Here is an 18,374-nt window from a genome sequence, read left to right as displayed (position 1 = left end):
CCCCTAGATGGAAACCCGATCTCGCTGGGCGCTCTGACCTGCAGGTTCACCGGTGAAGGCTTGCGACTCACCTGTCACTGTCGGTCGCCGTTGGTCGCCGTTGGTCGGCGTCGAGCGGCCTCGCACGGCCCAGGGACGGCCCAGGAACGATCACCCGTCAGCCATCCGCCCCGCATCGGGCCGGCCCTCACCTGGCGCTTGTGGGCGTGCCCCCTTGACAGAGACTCCGAGGGCACGCACGCCCATCCCGCGCGACATCTCCGTGATCTCCGCCAGCGCCACAGCGTTCGGCACCGTTTATACGTAGGCGACCGATGACCTCTCCGGTGATCGCGGTGCCCACCGGCAGAGCCGCGACGGTCGCCGCCCAGCTCCGCCGCACTATGTCTCGGGCCGGCACTTCCGGGCACGTGAGCCACGCGTCCTCAGCCATCGCTAGATCATGACGTCCTGAGCGGGCTGGCGCTTAACTTCAACACGTTCGGCTGCGGTGCGGACGCCACGTCTTAAACACTGTCCTGCATGGACTGGCTCTCTCCCCTCTCGGGCCTCGTGGGCGCCATCGTCGGGGCGGCGGCTTCCTACCTCGGTACGCACCAGGCGCAAGCACGAGCGATCAAAGATGCGCGTCAGTCGAGGGTGGAAGCGAAGCAGGATGCCGCTGTCCTCCTACTTTCCAATGGTTTCGCCGAGCTACACAAGCACATCAGGTCCGTGCCTGAATCCTCGCAACCCCACTTGGGCACACAGGCATTACAAGAACTGGCAGCAGCACAAGCAGCATGGGATCGGCAGCTACGAGACCTGCTAGGTCCCGTACGCATCGCTGTGGAAGCTATGCGTGACAAGGAGTTGCGTCATCGCCTCCAAGAGGGCGTCAGCCTGCTTGAGCAGTGGGAGTACGAGCTTGAGTACGCCTACTTCCAAAGCCGGCGGGCGTGGGTCCTCGGCGGCATCGTCGACGACGCTGTGGCGTGTGTCGGAGCTTGGCAGCGAGAGGATGCGATGCCCGAGCCGAACAATGCCTATCGGCGGGCCAAGGAGTCAGTAGAGACGCACGAGGAGGAATGGCGGCTCACTTTGGAGGCGCAGGAAGAAGATCGGCGCGAACAGGCTCGTCGGGAGGGTAGGGCTGACCCGTAGGGTCCCGCAGGCGCGTACCGATCACTGGAAGCACTCCCGCGGTCAGCCTGATCCTATCGACACTCGTCTCCTGAGGCCCCTTGACGTGCTCGCATCTGAACAGCTCACACGGGGTGCTGGGCCCGGTCTTCGGGAGAGCAGTCCACACCTGTCCACGGTTTGGCTGTCGCTAGGACTGAAGATCCTCTAGCGTGCCGAGGGGCCCAGGCCCATCCATCGGAGCGACCATAGGAATCTGAGTGCCTGAGAAGCTGGACAATATCTTTGACCTAGTACATCCGATTTTGTCAGGAGCGTCGTCGGCGTCCCCATGGACGATGACGGACACGGGGCCGTCCTATGAGGCCGACACTGCCCTTCTTGAGAAGTTGCTTGCCATCCCCGTCGAGGAGGACGCTGACTCGCAAAGTGGTCGCCTCGCGAAGGCGCTAGATGCCTGGGTAGCTCACGAGCTCCGGAGGGCCGGATTCGACGCGGACGAGGTATGGCCACGGCGGGACGCCCCCAGGGTCTTGCCGCGTGAGGTGGGAATCTTCATCAGTAAGCTGCCGCAAAAATTGCGCGCGCAAGCGCAGCATTACTTGGTGAAAGATAAAGCTACAGCACCTTCGAACGCTAGCATTCTGGGGAAAGCGTATGTTAAGCAGGTCGATGTAGTAGTTGCCCAATGGGCGCGTGGTCCAGAGATCCTAATTTCAACGAAGACTATGGCGTCATCATTCGCAAAAAACCTCCCTAATCGCTTTGAGGAAGCTTACGGAGATGCAAAAAATCTCCGGGGGCGGCACCCGCTAGCAGCGATAGGATTTGTTTTCCTCCTTCACTCCTCGGTTGCGGCTAACGAGCCGGCATCCTATGAGCGTGCGCTAGATATGCTACGCAAACTGCGAGCTGAATATGACGTCTACGACTCCACAGCTGTCTTGATAGCAGATTGGACCCCGGGAGACGGATCGACTGTGAATGTTCGCCATGACTTGGTGCCGGAAGACCTGAGCATCCATCAATTCTTTCGTGTGTCTATAGATGCGGTACTGGCGCGGACGCCGATTGACATGCATGTGCAGGTGAGAGAGCGAAGGGAAATCCGCGAGTTGCCTGTGCATGACGAGGACGTAGCAGCGCATCACCCGGAGGAAACTACTTCGGAAGGCTCGTAAAAATTCCGTAGGCGCGTAGGGCGGCACTTGTCGCCGCCTCAACGTCTCGACTACGGAAAGCTGCGATCAGGTCGTGCCGATTCCTTGCACTCAGCGAATCTGGTTGTGGCACCCGAATCCTACGGAGGTATTGAGCTTGGAACCTCAGCGTTCCACCTCGCATGCGTACGGCATAGGATTCCACAAAAAGTTGAGCGACACGGGAAAGCAACAACCCTCCCAGCACTTCCAAATCCCAACTATCCGAAGTTACGTAATAGAGATTGTGGTGGGGGTAGTGGCCGCCCTGTTCCAAGGTGGGATGGATAGTGAGTCGCATGTCGGGCAGAAGCAGTTTGGGCTTGCCAACTAGGCTCGCATCAACCTTGTCGATCGTGCGATACCACTGATCTGTGCGCTTCTTCGCGACGTGCCGGCGGCTCAACAGGTCACGATTTTTCTGTAGATAATTGTTGAGCCGAGGGTAGCTATCCAGCGAAACCAAATCGCCATCAGCCGTCCACGGGTTCACGAGGTACGAGCCGGTCCAGTCAAAGACGCCAGACCGAGCATCCTTGACCATGGAGAGTGGGAGAAGGCGGTCTGATTCCACGAGATTCGCATCGGTGGTCAAGAAAACAGAATCTGCACCGGTGGCGACTCCGATGCCAACTTTGGTATCCGTTTCTTCAAGTACGGGGAATGTGTCGTTCAGATGTTCCAGGAGCGCCAGTCGGGCCGGGCTTCCTGTCGGCCAGGATTCGCCTCCAGAAAACCAATGAGGAAGGCAGGCGGCCGTAAATCCCACATCGCCCACTTCTGTCGGCTCCCTTTTCTGAAGCCATGAGAGCAGTCTTCTTGCTTGTTTCGGCCCGAGTTCTCTTGAGGTGTCTGCCACCATCGTGTCACTTTGAGGGCTATTGCGAATGATCGTGACTGCAGGATAAGCCGCTACTCGGTCCTCAAAGGCGTCAACGTCATGCATGATAACGACGCAATCTACGCTGAATCTGCTTGCGATTAGCTTCCTGAGTTCGCGGCCATACTGATTTCTCATCCAACGGTCAGCGCAGATGAAGCCGAGGACTCCACCTTCCTTGAGGGATTCAAGGCCGCGCTCGAAAAATCCGACGTAGATGTCCGAGCGGCCCGTCATGGTCCGATTCCGAGCGCGATAGCTCTGCATTCTGTCTGCGGGGACATCTTCCAGACGGATGTATGGCGGATTGCCGACCACAATGTCGGCTGGTGTGGTATCTGAAAGTAGGTAATCGCCTTGAGTGACCCACTTGTCTGTGAGGATCTCGACGCTACGTTGTCCCCAGCCGTCTGCTGTAAGTATTGAGCTGATCTTTTCGCGGCTTGAAGTCACGTTGCGAGCCAGGATGTCAAAGGCTCGGATGCCGTCGACGGGGAGTTCTTTGCCGAACTTCCTGCATGACTCGCTGAGGCGCTCAGCGATTCCCACAAGAAAGGCCCCACTACCACAGGCCGGATCCGTGATTACGACCTTGGAAAGGTCTCTGTCCGGTGTGTAGTCGACAAGGTCAAGAATAAGATCAACGACCCAGCGCTGCGTGTACACCTCACCGTGGTTAATGGACTCGGCTGGGATTGCGCTGGGGTGTGGGAGTTGCCTCATCTTGCTCGTCACGCGAGGGAGCCTAGCTTGTGGGGAGCGTCGCCTTGGGTCCGCTGGTTGGCAGCTCGGTCTGCGCCCGTTGGGGTTCGTGGCCGGCAAGCAACAGAGAACACGCGGGTGAGACGTGGCTCAGTGGGACTCTTATCGACACCCGCTTCCAGCCTGCGCTCACGCTTTGCAGTGAGACGCAGAGCGGGTTCGACGGCCGCCGCCGCGCCAGTGACCCGCGGCACATGACCAGATCGCACACATATCACCCCCCCGAACGCGTTGACCGCATGCGAGGAGTTCGCGCAGCGCGCGCGGCTGAGGTTCTTGTCTGCCCTCTGTAGCTGGGCGACGCCGATGGCCCTCGCTGTCCGCTGGACCAGGTTCTGCAGCACAGTAGCGGCCAGGCTCTTCCTATGACACGTGATGCTGTCGGTCTGACACGGCACGGGTTCCCCTCCCCCTCACTTCGTCAGCGCAAGCTAGCACTTAGCACTGACATTCGATCAACCGGTCAGGTCGCCATGCCAGAAGCCCCCTGAACAGACTTCCTGCGCCTGCCTATCATGCGGCACACATAGTGTGGCGAGCATCACACTCTCGTGATCAAGCTCTTGTCTTGTCACGCTCAAGCGCTGTGTGGCTCCCTAACGGCCGTTCTGGTGCTCGGAGGTCAAAAATGATCCCTAGAGCTCGAGAGTTTTCAAGCGGATCCTCGAGAATGTATTACCCGTGGTGTGCCAACGGGCGTGCGATGGCCAAGACAGCGCGTTAGGTGCCGAGTTGACGCGCTACGCTTTACGCGCTGGTTCCCCCTCCTCATGAACCTCCGGTTGGCAAGAGACCGACTGGAGCACCCGCTGAGGGTGCACTGGGAAGAAGGGAACGAGCGAATGCGGGACCGACGGTATAGAAGGCCACGGAAGCGCTGGCCTGGGCCGGATCGCTGGCAAGTCGCATTGTCCGCGCTAAGCCTCGCCGTAGCCGTCGTTGCTCTCGTGGAACAAGTGAGGCGGTGAGCCCGGCCGCCCTATAAACGGCCGGGCTCACTCGCTGCTCCGCGGGCACTGGTCCGGCTTGGTGGCACCCAAGCCGGACTGTGTCCCGGAGCGGTCCTACTGGATCGACACTGAGCTGCAAGTTGAGCTACAACCTGTGTCACGACCTAAGCTACATGGATCCAGCGCAGCGGTGGCTCTTGTGCGGGTCACCCCTCGAAGGTCTGTGGAGTCTCAGTGGGCGACTAAGACCTGTCTTCTTGCTTTGGGTCTTGTCGGGGATCTTGATAAGTCGGGTCTTGCTGCTCAGGGGCGGTGGGCGCGTGCACCTGGTGGTCGTCGCTGGTCGTCATTGGCCACTGTTCAAGCGACCCCGGACGGCCCAACCTTGGCGCGCTCGACTGGCGGCCGGCACCTTCGACGCGACCCGTCTGAATCTCAGCCGACGACAGTCAGCAACGATGCTGAGGACACCAACCAACAATGCACGTGTACGCCTCGCTGCACCCCCACCGGCCTGAGCCGACACCTCGCTGGCCTTCGCCTTTAGGACCCTGGCGGAACAGTTTCACAAGTGTGTAACAGCGAACGGGACTTTCAGCTTCTGTCATGAGTCGCAGAGCAGAATTCTGAACGGAGCGGCTTACACCAAACGGCATGTCCATGCACGAGCTACTCGACCAGGGCCAGGCCAGGCTTCTGTCCGAGACTCGCGGATATGACTATGGGTCCCTGGCCTCTCTGTTTCCCGCCGCCACTGCCAGGGCGGGAAGCCCTGACTGCCCTGAACTGGAGACCGCCATCTCCGGTCCGATCGAAAGGACTATGTGCGATGGCCAGCACCATCGACCCGTGACCCGTGGGTTGCTGATCACGTTGAGTGGATCAGCGTTGATAGCAGCCGCCCCCTGGTGGATCACTGCCATCCTGCTCGGCCTTCCGCTGATCGTGCTAGCTGCGATCTTCCTGCCGGCCGTGTGGTCGCGCAGGGCCGCTCGAAGGCGAGCCGCCCGCCTCCTTTCCGAACGCATCCTCAGTACGTTCGGGCGGAGGCACCGATGATCCCCACTCGATCGGGCCGTGCGCCGCCGTGCTAGTTCGAGCCCTGCTGCTGTGATTGAGCAGCGGGGCTCTCTGCGTCAAACGAACGCCAACCTGTACCGGCCGCTGAGCCACTAGTTCCCGAGGCGGTCAGTGCTGTGCTGCCCCACCATGACTGAGGACCACTCACGTGCGACCACTGCTTTAGGGGTTCGATCCCTCAGCCGTACGGACGGCCCTGGCTCGTACTCACCGGGCGGTCCGTAGTCCGGTTTCAATTGCCGGGGGCCGCCGTAGTCCGATGACATTGATGTCAGTCGGTGATGTCAGACCGTGGGGTGTTCGTTCGGCAGGGGGGACGTACGAACTGGGCGCATCGCTCGTCGCAAGCACCCAGAGCGCGGCCCGGGGGACGATATGCGCCAGGTTCGACCGAGAGAGGGCCGCCTAGCAAGGCTCCCGATAGAAGTCCCTGTTTGACGCCTTACTTTCCACGTCTGCAAGGAACTCACACCATCTTCGCTCCCAAATGTCTACCAAATTCCTGAGTTCACCAACTGAATAGTTTCGGCCAACTTCTTCGGGTGTGCGCTGGCCGTGAGCAATGCTGTTCCGTTCCGATACGACCGTGTTGATACGCCCCCATGCTTCCCGGAGAATGGGACCGGGGGGGTTTAATCCATAGACTTCGCATAGTGTGACTACCTGGGCGGTCTTCATGTGACTGCCATCATTTGGGAAAATGTTCGAGTTTATGGAACAGGTCTTGTCTAGGAGCGCATCGACCACCCCTCTACCCGGACCCTTCCAAATCTGGGACGCAGAGATATCGGTAAGCGCCTGCAGCTTCGCGTGAATGGCGAATACTTGGAAGTTTGGCTTGAGTCGCCTGTTCCCGAGTCTCAATTGAACGGCGGACTCCAGGAGGCTACGAGATATCCCTTTCAGGAGATTTTCGTACGCAGCGTACAGGAGTACGATGCTGAGGCCTCTAGTTTCTCGCGAGATGTCGATAGGGGATGCTGCCCCTGGCGCCCCTAGAGATGAGTCCGTAGCGTCGAGAAGTTTACGTACGACTGCGATGCGCTGTCGAAATTCTTTCTCCAGCGGGCTACGGTCAAAGATCGGGCGCCTAGCCAAGGAACCTGTCCCTGGCGAATTCGATGCGACCACGTACGCGCGGCCTGCTGTTAGTGGCACCAGTTACAAGGGATCGAAGTTCGTCCGAGAATACCCAATCCATGTTGGGAACCTTGATCTTCCGATTCTCGCGAAGGGCCAGAGCAGCGCCAACGGATACGGCTTCGAAGAGGTTGACAGGCGTTTGCCCCTTCCTGCTCTTTAGGCCGTCGGGGAAGCATGAGGCCAAGTATGAGAAGGTGCTGTGGAATACGGCTTCCCTCGATGAAATCTTTGGCGCTTTGTGGGCCTCCGCAATGAAGTTGTCAAGGAAGTCTTTGACCGAGTGGTCAAACTTCTGGTAGCGGTCAAGGAAGGCGAAAAATCGAAGAACGTAGTCTTCGCGCGTCCCATCCTTCTGGCGGGCGGCAGGAAGTTTGACAACGGTGTTGAAGTCAGGATCTTCGGCAAGCCTTCCAAGGAGATCGACAAATTCTCCGCGATATACGCACTCACGGATCTCCTGATTGGTTAGCTCGATCCCGCCGGTATTCAAACGCTCGAACAAATCGTAGCGCACCTGCAGTTCACTTTTATCATTGAGAATGATGATTTTGAGCGGCCGGTCTTCGAAGGCGGTACGGATATCCTCGGGCAATCCATCAAAGGCGTAACCTTCGAAAGTGGTCAGCTTCTCAAGTTCGGTGAGGCGAAGAGGGTCACCATCCAAATTTGCGGCGCTTCTCGTTTTCTCGTCCCCGGCGAAATTCGCTAGAGTTAGCAGTCTTTGAAGGCCATCGACTACCTCCCAACGGGTCTGTTCCCCGCTGGCACTGTTAGTGGCCATGAATAGCGGAGGGACAGGGATCCCTAGCATTACTGACTCAATTAGGCGCGACTGGCGTGACTTGTCCCATCGAAATTGTCGCTGGTAGACAGGAGCGATGTCGATCCGCTTCCTGCTCACTCGGCGCAGAAGCTCATCCACAGTGACGTCGTAAGTGTCGAAATCGACTTTGCGCCGCTGAGCTGCAAGCTGCGTCCGCTGTTCGGTAGGTGCGACGGGGGTAGACACGTTGTCCTTGTCTCTTAGGTGGTCAGGTACATCCTCGGCGGAGTATGTCCAACATACTCATATGAGCAGCCCTGTGGGGGGAGTTCCGGGAACGAGCGGGCGGTGCAGCGGCTTTGGGGTGGCGCTGCTTTGGCGCGAGTGATCATGGCCCCGTAAGCTTCCGGCGCGTCGGGCAGTCTGTGGAGCTGCCCGCTAAAGCACGACGTTGGGGCCATGATCTTCGAGGCTCGCGCCAAAGTGGCTCCGTAAAGCCGCGGAGCCGACCGCCCCAGCCACGACGTACCCCCTCTCTGGCATCAGGGGGTCGATTGCTAAGTGCGCGGCATGGGCGCCGGCCGGGCTGGAGCGGGGCGGAGACAGGAGCGCAGGCCCGGCCGGGGGCCGGGCCGCGCGCGGTGAGCGGAGCGAGCCGCCTTGAACCAGTAGAGAAAGTTTGAATCATGCTCGTGACCGCTGCTGATCGCTGCGGCTCGCGCACTCGCTCCGGCGTCTACTGCTCCGTGGTGTACAACCCTGAGTATGGGGAGTGAGCGACAGGAGCGGATGAAGGCGCTTGGGATGCGTCTTCGGGGGCTGCGTGCTGAAGCTGGCCTGACCGGAGCCTTGTTGGCGCAACGGGCCGGCGTAGGGCAGCCAACCGTGTCCAAGGTGGAGAACGGGCGCATGGTGCCGAGCTTCGATGTCCTTGACCGGCTCTCTCGTGCTCTCGGCCTAGATGACTCGTCGGCTGGTGAGGTGCGTGACCTCCTGGTCGCCATCGAGGCCGCCGCTGACGCCGGGCTGGTACCCGATGACGGCGGAGTCGCCGGCGCGGTGCTCGATGACGCTGTCCGGTCGGCTCGGCTGGTGCGGTCGTTCCAGTGCGTGGTACTGCCGGCCATGCTCCAGAGTGCGGAGTACGCCCGCCACGTCTTCCAAAGCGCGCCGAACTCGACGCCTGAGACGGTCGGCCGGGCTGTCGCTGCCCGTGTTGAGCGGCAGAGTGTGTTGTACGAGCCGGGGCGCGAGTCGGTGTTCGTGCTGACGGAAGCGGTGTTGCGCACCTGGCCCGGCACCCCGACGCTGATGCTCGCTCAGCTCGACCGGCTGCTGGCCGTCGAAAGTCTCAGTTCGGTCCGTCTCGGGGTGATCCCGTGGCGTAGGGCGGTGCCGGTGCTGCCGCGGCTCGGCTTCACGTTGTGCGATCGACAGGCGGTCGTCATTGAGGCGTTCACTGGCGAACAGATGCTGACCGACGTCGCTGACGTGGCCGCGTACGAGGAGACGTTCGATCAGTTCGAGCGGGCTGCCGTCTTCGGTGACGACGTACGTGGGCTGCTGTTGCGGGTGATGAGGGAGTTCCGCGACTTGGGAGACACAGTCACCCAGTAGAGGAATAATTCCTCTAGATGCCTGGCCTGCTGGCCCAGCTTGGGAATACGCTGCCGTTGCGCTGTCTAGCCCCCTAGACGAAGAGAGGTGGTTTCCCATGCTCACTAAGTGGTGCCGCGCCTTCCCCGGCCTCGCCGAGGAAGTGGCTCACGCCCGGCACTTCGTCGCATCACTCACCGCACAACATGGCCCGGTCGACGAGGCCGTCCTGGTCGTGAGCGAGCTGGCGACCAACGCCGTACGGCACTCGCTGAGCGGCGCGGCCGACGGCTGGTTCCTCGTGATCGTGGGCTTCGGCGAAGACCTCGTGCGCATCGAGGTGGTCGACCAGGGCGGCGACCGCGAACCGCGCCTGTGCGACGCCACCAGCCAGGAAGAGGGCGGCCGCGGACTGTTACTGATCGCGGGCTGTGCCAAGGACTGGGGAGTGAAGAACTGGCCCGACGGGCGCTCCGTGTGGGCCGAGCTGGCCCGGGAGGGGGTGTGATCACGCTCAATTCGTCGGCGGTCGGCGGCCGCTTCACGGGCGGTGACAGGTGAGTCCTCGGGGCGTGCCGCGGCGGCGGTCCCGGTTCTACGTGGTCGGCGTCCGTACAGGACGGCGGCTCCCGCCGATTCCGTCTAGGGCCCTAGACTCCTGGGTACTGCTGGGAGGTGTGGTCATGTCGGACGAGTTGCAGCGGATCACGGCGATCGATGATCCGTATCTGCTCCTGCGTGAGGTCACGAAGAGGCTGGCCGACGCGCAGCAGGAGGTGACCGAGCTCGCCCGGCTCCGCCGCCGTGTGGTCCAGGACCTCCACGCACAAGGGCTGTCGTATGCGCAGATCGCCGAGAAGGCCGGCCTGAGCCGTGGGCGGATTCATCAGATCCGGCACACCGGCCCGGCACCCGAGGGGGCCTTCCTTGGTGCGGGTGCCGTCACCGTTGCGACTCCGCTGCGGTGGGACAGCGAGAAGAAGCGTCCGGTCGTCGCCATGGCCGACATGAACTCCGGGAAGCGGCTGGAGGAGTTGGCAAAGTCCTACGGGCTTGCCGTCAGCTCCGGTCACGTGCTCGTGAGCGGTGAGATCGACCTGAACCGTGACGGCCTGATCGTCGTCTGCGGGCCGGGGATGTCCGAGGCGATGAAGGATCTTTACGCCCAGGACCCGGTACTCAGCTGGGAACACCCGGAAGGTGAACCGTGGGCGCTGGTGGACCGGCGCACCAGCACGGCTTATCACGCGGGGGCGGACATCGAGCCGCGCCGCCCGCACGACGTCGGATACCTCGGCAGGCTGCCCCGACCGGACGGCAACGGTTCGGTGCTCGCCATTGCCGGAATCCATACGGCAGGCTCCCTCGGTGTGGTCCACCTGCTCACCTCCGACCTCAACACGCTCTGGGGGCAGGTGGGCGAGCGCCACTTCTCCACGCTGGTGAGCGTCGAATACGACCCCGAGACCGATGAGCCGCAATCCGTGGAGCTGCTCTGTCCCCTCTACCTGCACGACGAGGAGGCGACGGCGTGAACGTCGCCTTCGCCTCACAGTCGGCCGATCCGGGACGGGAAAACGAGGACTTCGCCGCCGCTTCATTCGGCGCGGCCGTCCTCCTCGACGGCGCCGGCGTGGCCGGTGCGGAGACCGGGTGCCTACACGGCATCGCCTGGTTCTCCTCCACGCTGGGCGGCCTGCTGCTGGCTGACATCGCGGCGCATCCCTCCCGGCCGCTCGCCGACTGTCTCGCCGACTCGATCCGGGCTGTCCGTTCCCTGCATGAGGACACGTGCGATCTGGCCAATCGAGCCAGTCCGACCAGTACGGTCGTCGCTGTCCGGGCCGATGCGGCAACTCTGGAATACCTCGTTCTCGGCGACTCGACCCTCCTCCTCGCCGAGACGGACGGGAGTACGGCCGCCATCACCGACCAGCGTTTGGACGAGGTGGGCAAGCGCCTGCGTGGACCGGTCGACGCCCTGCCCACGGGGTCGCCCGCACACTCCGCTGCACTAGCGGAGTACCGGGACGCCCTGACCGGCCTGCGCAACCGGCCAGGTGGCTTCTGGATCGCCGGCCCCGATCCGCAGGCAGCCGAGCACGCCCTTACGGGGACGGTGCCGCTTGATTCACTGGCTTCCGTGACGCTGCTGAGCGATGGCGCGACACGCCTCGTCGACAGCTTCGAACTCGCCGACTGGAAAGCCGCGCTGGGCCTCCTTAACTCGTCGGGCCCGGATGGGCTGATCGGTCGCGTACGTGCCGCTGAGGCCGGCGACCCCGACGGTCGGCGCTGGCCGCGTGGCAAGGCGCGCGACGACGCAACCGTCCTCCACTGGGTCCTGCCGTAGCGCGTTCCCGCCGGCTCTGAGACACGCTCGTATACCCCCCTAGACAGTTGACGGGTCGTCGGCTACCTTTACCGTCAACCCCCCTAGACAGTTAGGGCGGGCTCCCTCCTTGGCTGTCTAGGGGGGTATTCAGACCGGATGGCGCCGAGCAACAAGGGCGCCAACAGCCCAGTGAGGTACAGGCAATGCGTGTAATCCCCGTGGAGACTTCCGCCGCGACGCTCCTCGTCACCAAGCTGCCCGAGGTCAAGGTGAGGGACCGGCAGACCGGTGAGATCGCCGTGGACCCGGTGACCAACCAGCGGCTGATGACGCTGGAGCTGGTCTTCATTGCGGCCGGTGGCTCCGACATGATCAAGGTCACCGTTCCTGAGCAGGGCATCGGCGACGGCCTGGTGATGGGCGCCCCGGTCATCCTGTCCGGTCTGGTGGCTCGGCCCTGGGAGAGTGAGTTCGGCGGCCGCACCCGTCACGGCATCGCCTACCGGGCGGACGCCGTCATGGTGAACGCCCCGGCCGCGATGCAGGGCTGACGGCCATGGCTGACACCGTCCGGGTGCTGTTACCGGTTCTGCTGGTCCTGTTCGCGCTGCTGGTGCTGCGCCGGCGGATGCCCGTCTTGTTCTGGTGGCTCGTCGGGTATCCGGTCGTCGTTGTGCGGGTGCTCATCTCGTACCGGGCGACGATGGACGCCTGCGGCCTGACGGTACCGGCGTCGGCCGTCCGCCGGGCCACGGCCCGAATGATGGGGCGGCAGGCGGCCCCCGTACCGCCTCGCCACTCGTTCCCACTGCCGACCGGATCCGGGCTCGTGATGCGGCTACGCATGGCGACCGGGCAGGCGCCCGAGGACTTCACCGCCTCGGCCGACCGGCTTCGGCACGCCTGGGGCGCCCACGCCGTGTACGTGCACCCCACAAAACCGGGGTGGCTCGAACTGCGGCTGGTCGGCTGGGACGTACTCGCCGACGTACGGCCCTCCCGCCGTCGGCTGGCGGCCGGTCCACTCTGCCTTCCGCTCGCGCTGCGAGAAGACGGCCGATGGCATTCAAGGGACTTCCGTACCGTGCCGCACGAACTGATCCTCGGCGCCACCCAGTCCGGCAAATCCATCTACTTGCGCAACTTGCTGTGCGGCCTGGCCCGCCAGTCGGTCGTCCTCGTCGGCATCGACTGCAAATGGGGCGTCGAACTCGCGCCCTTCGCGCCCCGCTTGTCCGCGCTCGCTGACAACCCCGACCGGGCGAACGAACTCCTCGACGCCCTGCTGGCGGAGATGGAGGCACGCTTCCGCCTCATCGGCCTTAGCGGCGGGGCCGCCCCGGACGCCGTGCTCACCTCGGATGTGTGGGGGCTGCCGGACGACGTACGGCCGGTGCCGGTCGTGGTCGTCGTGGACGAGGTGGCGGAACTCTTCCTCGCCGCGGGAAAGGACGACGAGAAGCGACGGGACGCGATGGTCACCAAGCTCATCCGCCTCGCCCAGCTCGGCCGCGCCGCTGGCATCTACCTGGAGGTGTGTGGACAGCGCTTCGGCTCCGAACTCGGCAAGGGCGCCACCATGCTTCGCGCCCAGTTGACCGGACGGGTCTGCCACCGGGTCAACGACGAGGCGTCGGCGAACATGGCGCTGGCCGACATCGCCCCTGAAGCGGCCCTGGCCGCTACCTCCATCCCGGCCGAACGACCCGGCGTCGCGATCGTCGGGGACTCCTCTGGCGGCTGGTCCCGCGTCCGCTCGCCTCACCTGACCCTCGACGAGGCGGCGGCCGTGTGCCGCGACACCTCCGGCCTGGTACCGGAACTCGCCCGGCTCGACTCCTTCCGGCCCGCCATCGCCGTGGAGTCCGCCAGCCCGGCCTCACCTGCCGCTGCCGCGCCTACAGCTCGCCCGGTGACCGGGTAGCCGCGTTCTTTCCCTCGGTCGGCGTGACCGCCTCACGCCACGTCCTTACCCCCTCCATGCCCGAAACCGGAAGGAGCGCCGTGCCCATGCGTGCCCACCTGGTCCGCGTAGACGCCGTGCTCGTGCAGGCGGTCATCGCCGGGGCCCTGTCCTTCTCCCACCTCCACGACCTCGCCGAAGCGTCCGGACAGGGCGGGTGGAAGGCATGGGCCTACCCGGTCAGCGTCGACCTGCTGCTGGTAGCCGCCTGGCGCCGGATGCGCGACCAGCAACGCGCCGGACGACCGGCCGGGGGCCCGCGGCTGTGGTTCCTGGTCGCCCTGGCCGCGTCCCTCGGCGCCAACGTCGCCACCGCCGGGCTCCTCGACCTGGGCCACGTTCCCGCCTCGCTCCGCGTGGTCGTCGCCGGCTGGCCCGCCGTCGCCTTCTTCGGCGGAACGCTCCTGGCCCACGCCCCGCACGGTCCTGAAGCGCCAGCCGCACCGGGCGACGGTACGGACATGGCTGAGGAGTCGCGCCCGGCCCCGGCCACTGCCGACGCGCTCGACCGGGACGCGCTTCCGGCACCGTCCAACGACGCCGAACTCGCTGCTACGGCCGCTACCGCCGAACCGGTCGCTGCCCCTTCCCCGGTTCCCGTTGCCGCCGTCTCACTCCCGCCCGCCCTCATCGATCGCGCTCGTGCCCTGGCTGACGAACATCGCTCGGCCACCGGTCGTCCTGCCGACCCCGATGCCGTACGCGCCCGGCTCGGCCTGCCCCCGTCCATGACCGCATCCGTCGCCGCCCACCTCTGAGAGGAGCACCACCATGCACCGGCGCTTCCGCAACGTCCGGCGTATCGGCCCGGTGAACGTCGCCTCCTTCCTCGATCGCGGGAAGAACCGCCACCTGGCCGCCTGCACGGCGCCCCGCTGCGACTTCTCCGCCGAGTACGACAGCCGTGCCGCCGCCGAACTCGCCGCCCGCACCCACCGCTGCTCGGCCTGAGAGGAAACCACCGCATGGATGTCCCGCTCTGGCTCGCCCTGCTCTGCATCGGGGTCCTGGGCGTCAAGCTCATCCGCCCGCCTTGGTGGCTCATCGCCGTGCTGCTCCTCGGCGGCTACCTCCTCGCCGACAGCCTGCTGGCCCCGGTCATCGACTCCCTCATCAAGTAACGCGAAAGGAGATCCGCCCATGTTCCGCCCCAACGTCCCGACCATGCCCCAGCCCACCGGCCTGGTCACCCCGCCCGCCGTCGTCGAGCCGACCACCATCGCCCCGGCCGCCCCGACTCCGCCGGCCGCAGTTACCCCGGCATTGACCCGGCCCACCGTTCAGCTCACCCCTGGCGCCATGCTCGCCCTCGTCGGCGGCGGTACCGCCGTGGTCCTGGTCGTCGGCGCCGTCCTGGTCTCCATGCTCCTCGCCGTCGCCATCACGGCCACCTCCGTGGCCGTCTGCGCCGTCGTAACGCGCTCCCTTCTCACCAGGCGCTGACCGCATCCGCTCCTACCTGTCCGGCTTGCTCACGGTGTCTAGCCCCCTGGACAAGCCGGAGGGCTCTCAGCCCCGCTCTCCATGGAGGAACCCGCACATGCGTCCCGCGGCTCCGACCGGAGCCATCCGCCACCTGGTCACCCTCGCCCAGCACGGCGACCTCAGCACCTACGCACGACAGATCCAGCGCCTGGGCGGCTGTGAGCGGCCGGTACGGATGGAGGGCCACCGGCTCGACGTCCATGCCGCGACCGGCGAGATTGTCCGGGAGATCGTGGACCGCGACCTCCCCGCCGGACAGCTCCTCATCCGCTGCAACAATCGCCGGGCCACCCGGTGCGCCGCCTGTGCCGAGGTGTACCGCAAGGACACCTTCCACCTCGTCACGGCTGGCCTGAGCGGCGGCAAGGGCATCGGCCCGGCCGTCGCCCAACACCCCCGCGTCTTCGCCACCTTCACCGCCCCCTCCTTCGGCCCCGTCCACAACCGGCCCGGCGGCGGTCGGTGCCGCTGCGGTCAGAGGCACCTGGAGGACGACCCCGCCCTGGGCACACCGCTCGACCCGGACCGGTACGACTACCGCGCGGCCGTCTTGTGGAACGCACACGCAGGCGCGCTGTGGGCCCGCTTCACCACCTACCTGCGCCACCAACTCGCCTCCCGCGCAGGCATCGGACGCTCCGCCCTGCGCGAGTGCCTGAAGGTCTCGTACGCCAAGGTCGCCGAGTACCAGCGGCGCGGCGCCGTCCACTTCCACGCCGTCATCCGCCTCGACGGCCCGGACGGTGCCGAAGACGCCCCGCCGGCCTGGGCCACGACCGAACTGCTCACCGACGCAATCCGCTCGGCAGCCCACCTCACCGAGGCCCCCGGCCTGGACCTCGACGGCCACGCGTACGCCTTCCGCTTCGGCGAACAGCTCGACATCCGCCCCATCCGCTCGGCCGACTTCGCGGGCACCTCGGAGCTGTCCAGCCGTGCCGTGGCCGCGTACATCGCCAAGTACGCCACCAAGGGCGCCGAGACTGCGGGCACCCTCGACCGCCCCATCCGCAACCCCATCACGGACCTGATCGGCTCCGGCGTCACCGACCACGCCCGGCGAATGATCCTCACCTGCTGGCACCTCGGCGCGCTCCCCGAACTCGAAGACCTACGGCTGCGCAAGTGGGCCCACATGCTCGGCTTCCGCGGCCACTTCTCCACCAAGTCCCGCGCCTACTCCGTCACCCTCGGCGCCCTCCGCCAGGAGCGCGCCGACCACAACGAGGCCCTGGCCCGCGAACGCGCGGCCGAAGCCGGTCACCCGTTGCCCGACCCAGACACCGTCCTCGTCCTCTCGCACTGGGTCTTCGCCGGGACGGGCCTAACTGCGGCGGAACACCTCATCACTCACGGCACTGGCGCCCCGACAGGCCAGGCAGACGACGATACGGAAGGAGCGCTGACATGGACCACCGGCGCGACGAACTGATGACCGTCCCGCAGATCCTCACGGAGCTGGGTGGGGTGTCTCGCCGCACCTTCTACCGATGGCGTGAACTGGGGCAAGGGCCAGCTGCGTTCAAGCTGCCCAACGGCGAGCTCCGCGTGTGGCGTGCTGACTTCGCCGCTTGGCTGCGGCAGCTGGAGGCGGCGGCGTGAAGTCTCTAGACGTGAAGGTGTGGGGCGTCCGCAAGCGGAACACCAAGAATCCGTCCTATGACGTCCGGTGGATGGTCGCCGGAAAGGTCTTCTCCGAGCAGTTCCGCACCAAAGGGCTGGCAGACCACTACCGGTCCAAGCTGCTCCGGGCTACCCATGCCGGTGAAGAATTCGACACGGTGGCGGGGCTACCGGAATCGATGGTCGAGAAGGCGGCCTCGATGACCTGGTACGGCTTCGCTCTGAAGTACCTCGCTATGAAGTGGCCGCACGCGGCGCCGAACACGCGAAACGGGATCAACGAAGCGCTGACTGCAGTGACGATGGCCCTCCTCGACGAGCGTCCGGGGCAGCCGTCCGAGGAACTGCTCAGGAAGGCGCTTCGCAACTGGGCCTTTGTCCTTCCCGGCCCGGACGAGCGTGAATTGCCGACCGAGGTCGCAAACGCTTTGCACTGGGTGGCCAAGGCGTCACGCCCTCTCTCGGACCTCGGGGACGCTGCGATTGGCAGGGCCGTCCTGGACTCGCTCAGGTTGAAGCTCGACGGGACGGCGGCAGCCGCGGAGACCGTCCGGCGCAAGCGTCGGACCCTCGTCAACGCACTGCACTACGCGGTGGACCTGGGGGAGTTCAAAGAGAACCCGATCACGGGTATCCGCTGGAAGAAGCCGAAGGTCGCTGGGGAGGTCGATCCTCGGGTGGTCGCCAATCCCGAGCAGGCTCGTTCCCTGCTTACGGCGGTTTCGTACGTCGGTGGGTACGGCCGTGCGCGTGGCCGTCGGCTCGTCGGCCTGTTCGCGCTCATGTACTACGGCGCCCTGCGTCCGGCCGAGGCGGTCGGCCTCACTAGGGCGGACGTGAAGCTGTCCGGGACCGGCTGGGGGACGGTCCTGCTGAACCGGACGCGTCCCAGTGTCGGCAAGCAGTGGACGGACTCCGGCGAGACCCATGACGACCGCGGTCTGAAGAACCGGCCGGCGGAGGAGGTTCGCATCGTGCCGATTCCGCCCCAGCTCGTCGCGATCCTCCGGCAGCACCTCGACACCTTCGGCACCGCCGAGGACGGGCGGCTGTTCACCAACGAGCGCGGGGGAGTGGTCGGCTCGTCCACGTACTACCGCGTCTGGCAGGAGGCCCGTGCGCTGGCGCTTCCGCCGGCCGCGGTTGCCTCTCCGCTCGCTGCGCGACCGTACGACCTCCGGCACTCGGCCCTGTCGACCTGGCTCAACTCCGGGGTGGATCCGACCGAGGTCGCCGAACGGGCGGGCAACAGCGTCGAGGTCCTGCTGGGCCGATACGCCAAGTGCATCGACGGGCGGCAGGAAATCGCCAACCGCAAGATCGAAGACCTGTTGCGCGAATACGAGTGATCACGCAGGTACGTCGGAGCCCTCCGCTTGTATGAGCGGGGGGCTCCGACGTGCATCAGCCGCATCTAGAGCGGCCGGTAGATGTTCGATGCACCTGCCGCGTCGCTTTCTGCATCATCAGTGG

The 18,374-nt window shown here is 64.8% G+C and carries 18 protein-coding genes; 15 read left to right on the top strand and 3 right to left on the bottom strand.

The window, feature by feature from the left end:
* Positions 1-522 precede the first annotated feature (522 nt).
* Complete coding sequence (locus PV343_RS24055; RefSeq protein ID WP_319149021.1) at positions 523-1,143, top strand: hypothetical protein; 621 nt, start codon at positions 523-525, stop codon at positions 1,141-1,143.
* A 239-nt stretch (positions 1,144-1,382) separates the two neighbouring features.
* The gene (locus PV343_RS24050; protein ID WP_319149020.1) at positions 1,383-2,303 is read left to right on the top strand and encodes a hypothetical protein; all 921 of its coding nucleotides are present in this window, start codon (positions 1,383-1,385) and stop codon (positions 2,301-2,303) included.
* Here PV343_RS24050 and PV343_RS24045 read toward each other — a convergent pair.
* The 3 genes from PV343_RS24045 to PV343_RS24040 form a co-directional block, all read right to left on the bottom strand.
* On the bottom strand, positions 2,284-3,936 hold the full coding sequence (locus tag PV343_RS24045; protein WP_319149019.1) for a class I SAM-dependent DNA methyltransferase: 1,653 nt from the start codon (positions 3,934-3,936) through the stop codon (positions 2,284-2,286). The two genes, PV343_RS24050 and PV343_RS24045, sit on opposite strands and share 20 nt — an antisense overlap.
* Before the next feature lie 2,462 nt (positions 3,937-6,398).
* The gene (locus PV343_RS40440; RefSeq protein WP_415923508.1) at positions 6,399-7,124 is read right to left on the bottom strand and encodes an MAE_28990/MAE_18760 family HEPN-like nuclease; all 726 of its coding nucleotides are present in this window, start codon (positions 7,122-7,124) and stop codon (positions 6,399-6,401) included.
* Positions 7,084-8,145 carry a DUF262 domain-containing protein gene (locus PV343_RS24040; RefSeq protein WP_319149018.1) on the bottom strand — a complete coding sequence of 354 codons (1,062 nt, stop codon included), beginning with the start codon at positions 8,143-8,145 and terminating at the stop codon, positions 7,084-7,086. The genes PV343_RS40440 and PV343_RS24040 overlap by 41 nt, the downstream gene beginning before the upstream one ends.
* Positions 8,146-8,664: 519 nt before the next feature.
* Between PV343_RS24040 and PV343_RS24035 the strand changes: the two genes are divergently transcribed.
* From PV343_RS24035 to PV343_RS23975, 13 genes are all read left to right on the top strand, one after another.
* Positions 8,665-9,516: a helix-turn-helix transcriptional regulator gene (locus tag PV343_RS24035; RefSeq protein WP_319149017.1), complete on the top strand. Its 852-nt coding sequence runs from the start codon at positions 8,665-8,667 to the stop codon at positions 9,514-9,516.
* 97 nt (positions 9,517-9,613) lie between these two features.
* Positions 9,614-10,003, top strand: coding sequence for an ATP-binding protein (locus tag PV343_RS24030; RefSeq protein WP_319149016.1), 390 nt, complete (start codon positions 9,614-9,616; stop codon positions 10,001-10,003).
* A 175-nt stretch (positions 10,004-10,178) separates the two neighbouring features.
* The gene (locus PV343_RS24025) at positions 10,179-11,030 is read left to right on the top strand and encodes a sigma factor-like helix-turn-helix DNA-binding protein (protein ID WP_319149015.1); all 852 of its coding nucleotides are present in this window, start codon (positions 10,179-10,181) and stop codon (positions 11,028-11,030) included.
* A complete protein-coding gene (locus tag PV343_RS24020) occupies positions 11,027-11,848 on the top strand; it encodes an integrase (protein WP_319149014.1) in 822 nt (273 codons plus the stop codon). The genes PV343_RS24025 and PV343_RS24020 overlap by 4 nt, the downstream gene beginning before the upstream one ends.
* A 185-nt stretch (positions 11,849-12,033) precedes the next feature.
* Positions 12,034-12,381 (top strand): hypothetical protein, encoded by a 348-nt coding sequence (locus PV343_RS24015; protein ID WP_319149013.1) that lies wholly within the window; start codon positions 12,034-12,036, stop codon positions 12,379-12,381.
* Between the two features lie 5 nt (positions 12,382-12,386).
* On the top strand, positions 12,387-13,754 hold the full coding sequence (locus PV343_RS24010) for an FtsK/SpoIIIE domain-containing protein (protein ID WP_319149012.1): 1,368 nt from the start codon (positions 12,387-12,389) through the stop codon (positions 13,752-13,754).
* A gap of 86 nt (positions 13,755-13,840) precedes the next feature.
* Positions 13,841-14,551: a DUF2637 domain-containing protein gene (locus tag PV343_RS24005; protein WP_319149011.1), complete on the top strand. Its 711-nt coding sequence runs from the start codon at positions 13,841-13,843 to the stop codon at positions 14,549-14,551.
* A gap of 13 nt (positions 14,552-14,564) precedes the next feature.
* Entirely contained in the window at positions 14,565-14,744 is a 180-nt protein-coding gene (locus PV343_RS24000; protein WP_319149010.1) for a mobile element transfer protein, read from the top strand.
* A gap of 14 nt (positions 14,745-14,758) precedes the next feature.
* Positions 14,759-14,914 (top strand): hypothetical protein, encoded by a 156-nt coding sequence (locus PV343_RS23995; RefSeq protein WP_319149009.1) that lies wholly within the window; start codon positions 14,759-14,761, stop codon positions 14,912-14,914.
* Positions 14,915-14,933: 19 nt separating this feature from the next.
* The gene (locus PV343_RS23990) at positions 14,934-15,236 is read left to right on the top strand and encodes a SpdD-like protein (protein ID WP_319149008.1); all 303 of its coding nucleotides are present in this window, start codon (positions 14,934-14,936) and stop codon (positions 15,234-15,236) included.
* A 97-nt stretch (positions 15,237-15,333) separates the two neighbouring features.
* Positions 15,334-16,710 (top strand): replication initiator, encoded by a 1,377-nt coding sequence (locus PV343_RS23985; protein WP_319149007.1) that lies wholly within the window; start codon positions 15,334-15,336, stop codon positions 16,708-16,710.
* Positions 16,686-16,880 (top strand): helix-turn-helix transcriptional regulator, encoded by a 195-nt coding sequence (locus tag PV343_RS23980; RefSeq protein WP_093474702.1) that lies wholly within the window; start codon positions 16,686-16,688, stop codon positions 16,878-16,880. Before PV343_RS23985 ends, PV343_RS23980 begins: the two co-directional genes overlap by 25 nt.
* Complete coding sequence (locus PV343_RS23975; RefSeq protein ID WP_319149006.1) at positions 16,877-18,250, top strand: tyrosine-type recombinase/integrase; 1,374 nt, start codon at positions 16,877-16,879, stop codon at positions 18,248-18,250. Before PV343_RS23980 ends, PV343_RS23975 begins: the two co-directional genes overlap by 4 nt.
* Positions 18,251-18,374 lie beyond the last annotated feature (124 nt).

It is taken from the genome of Streptomyces sp. WI03-4A (assembly GCF_033792105.1).
Taxonomy (GTDB): Bacteria; Actinomycetota; Actinomycetes; order Streptomycetales; family Streptomycetaceae; genus Streptomyces; species Streptomyces collinus_A.
The sequence above is the reverse complement of the archived record's forward strand: the minus strand, read 5'-3'. Positions and strand labels throughout refer to the sequence as shown.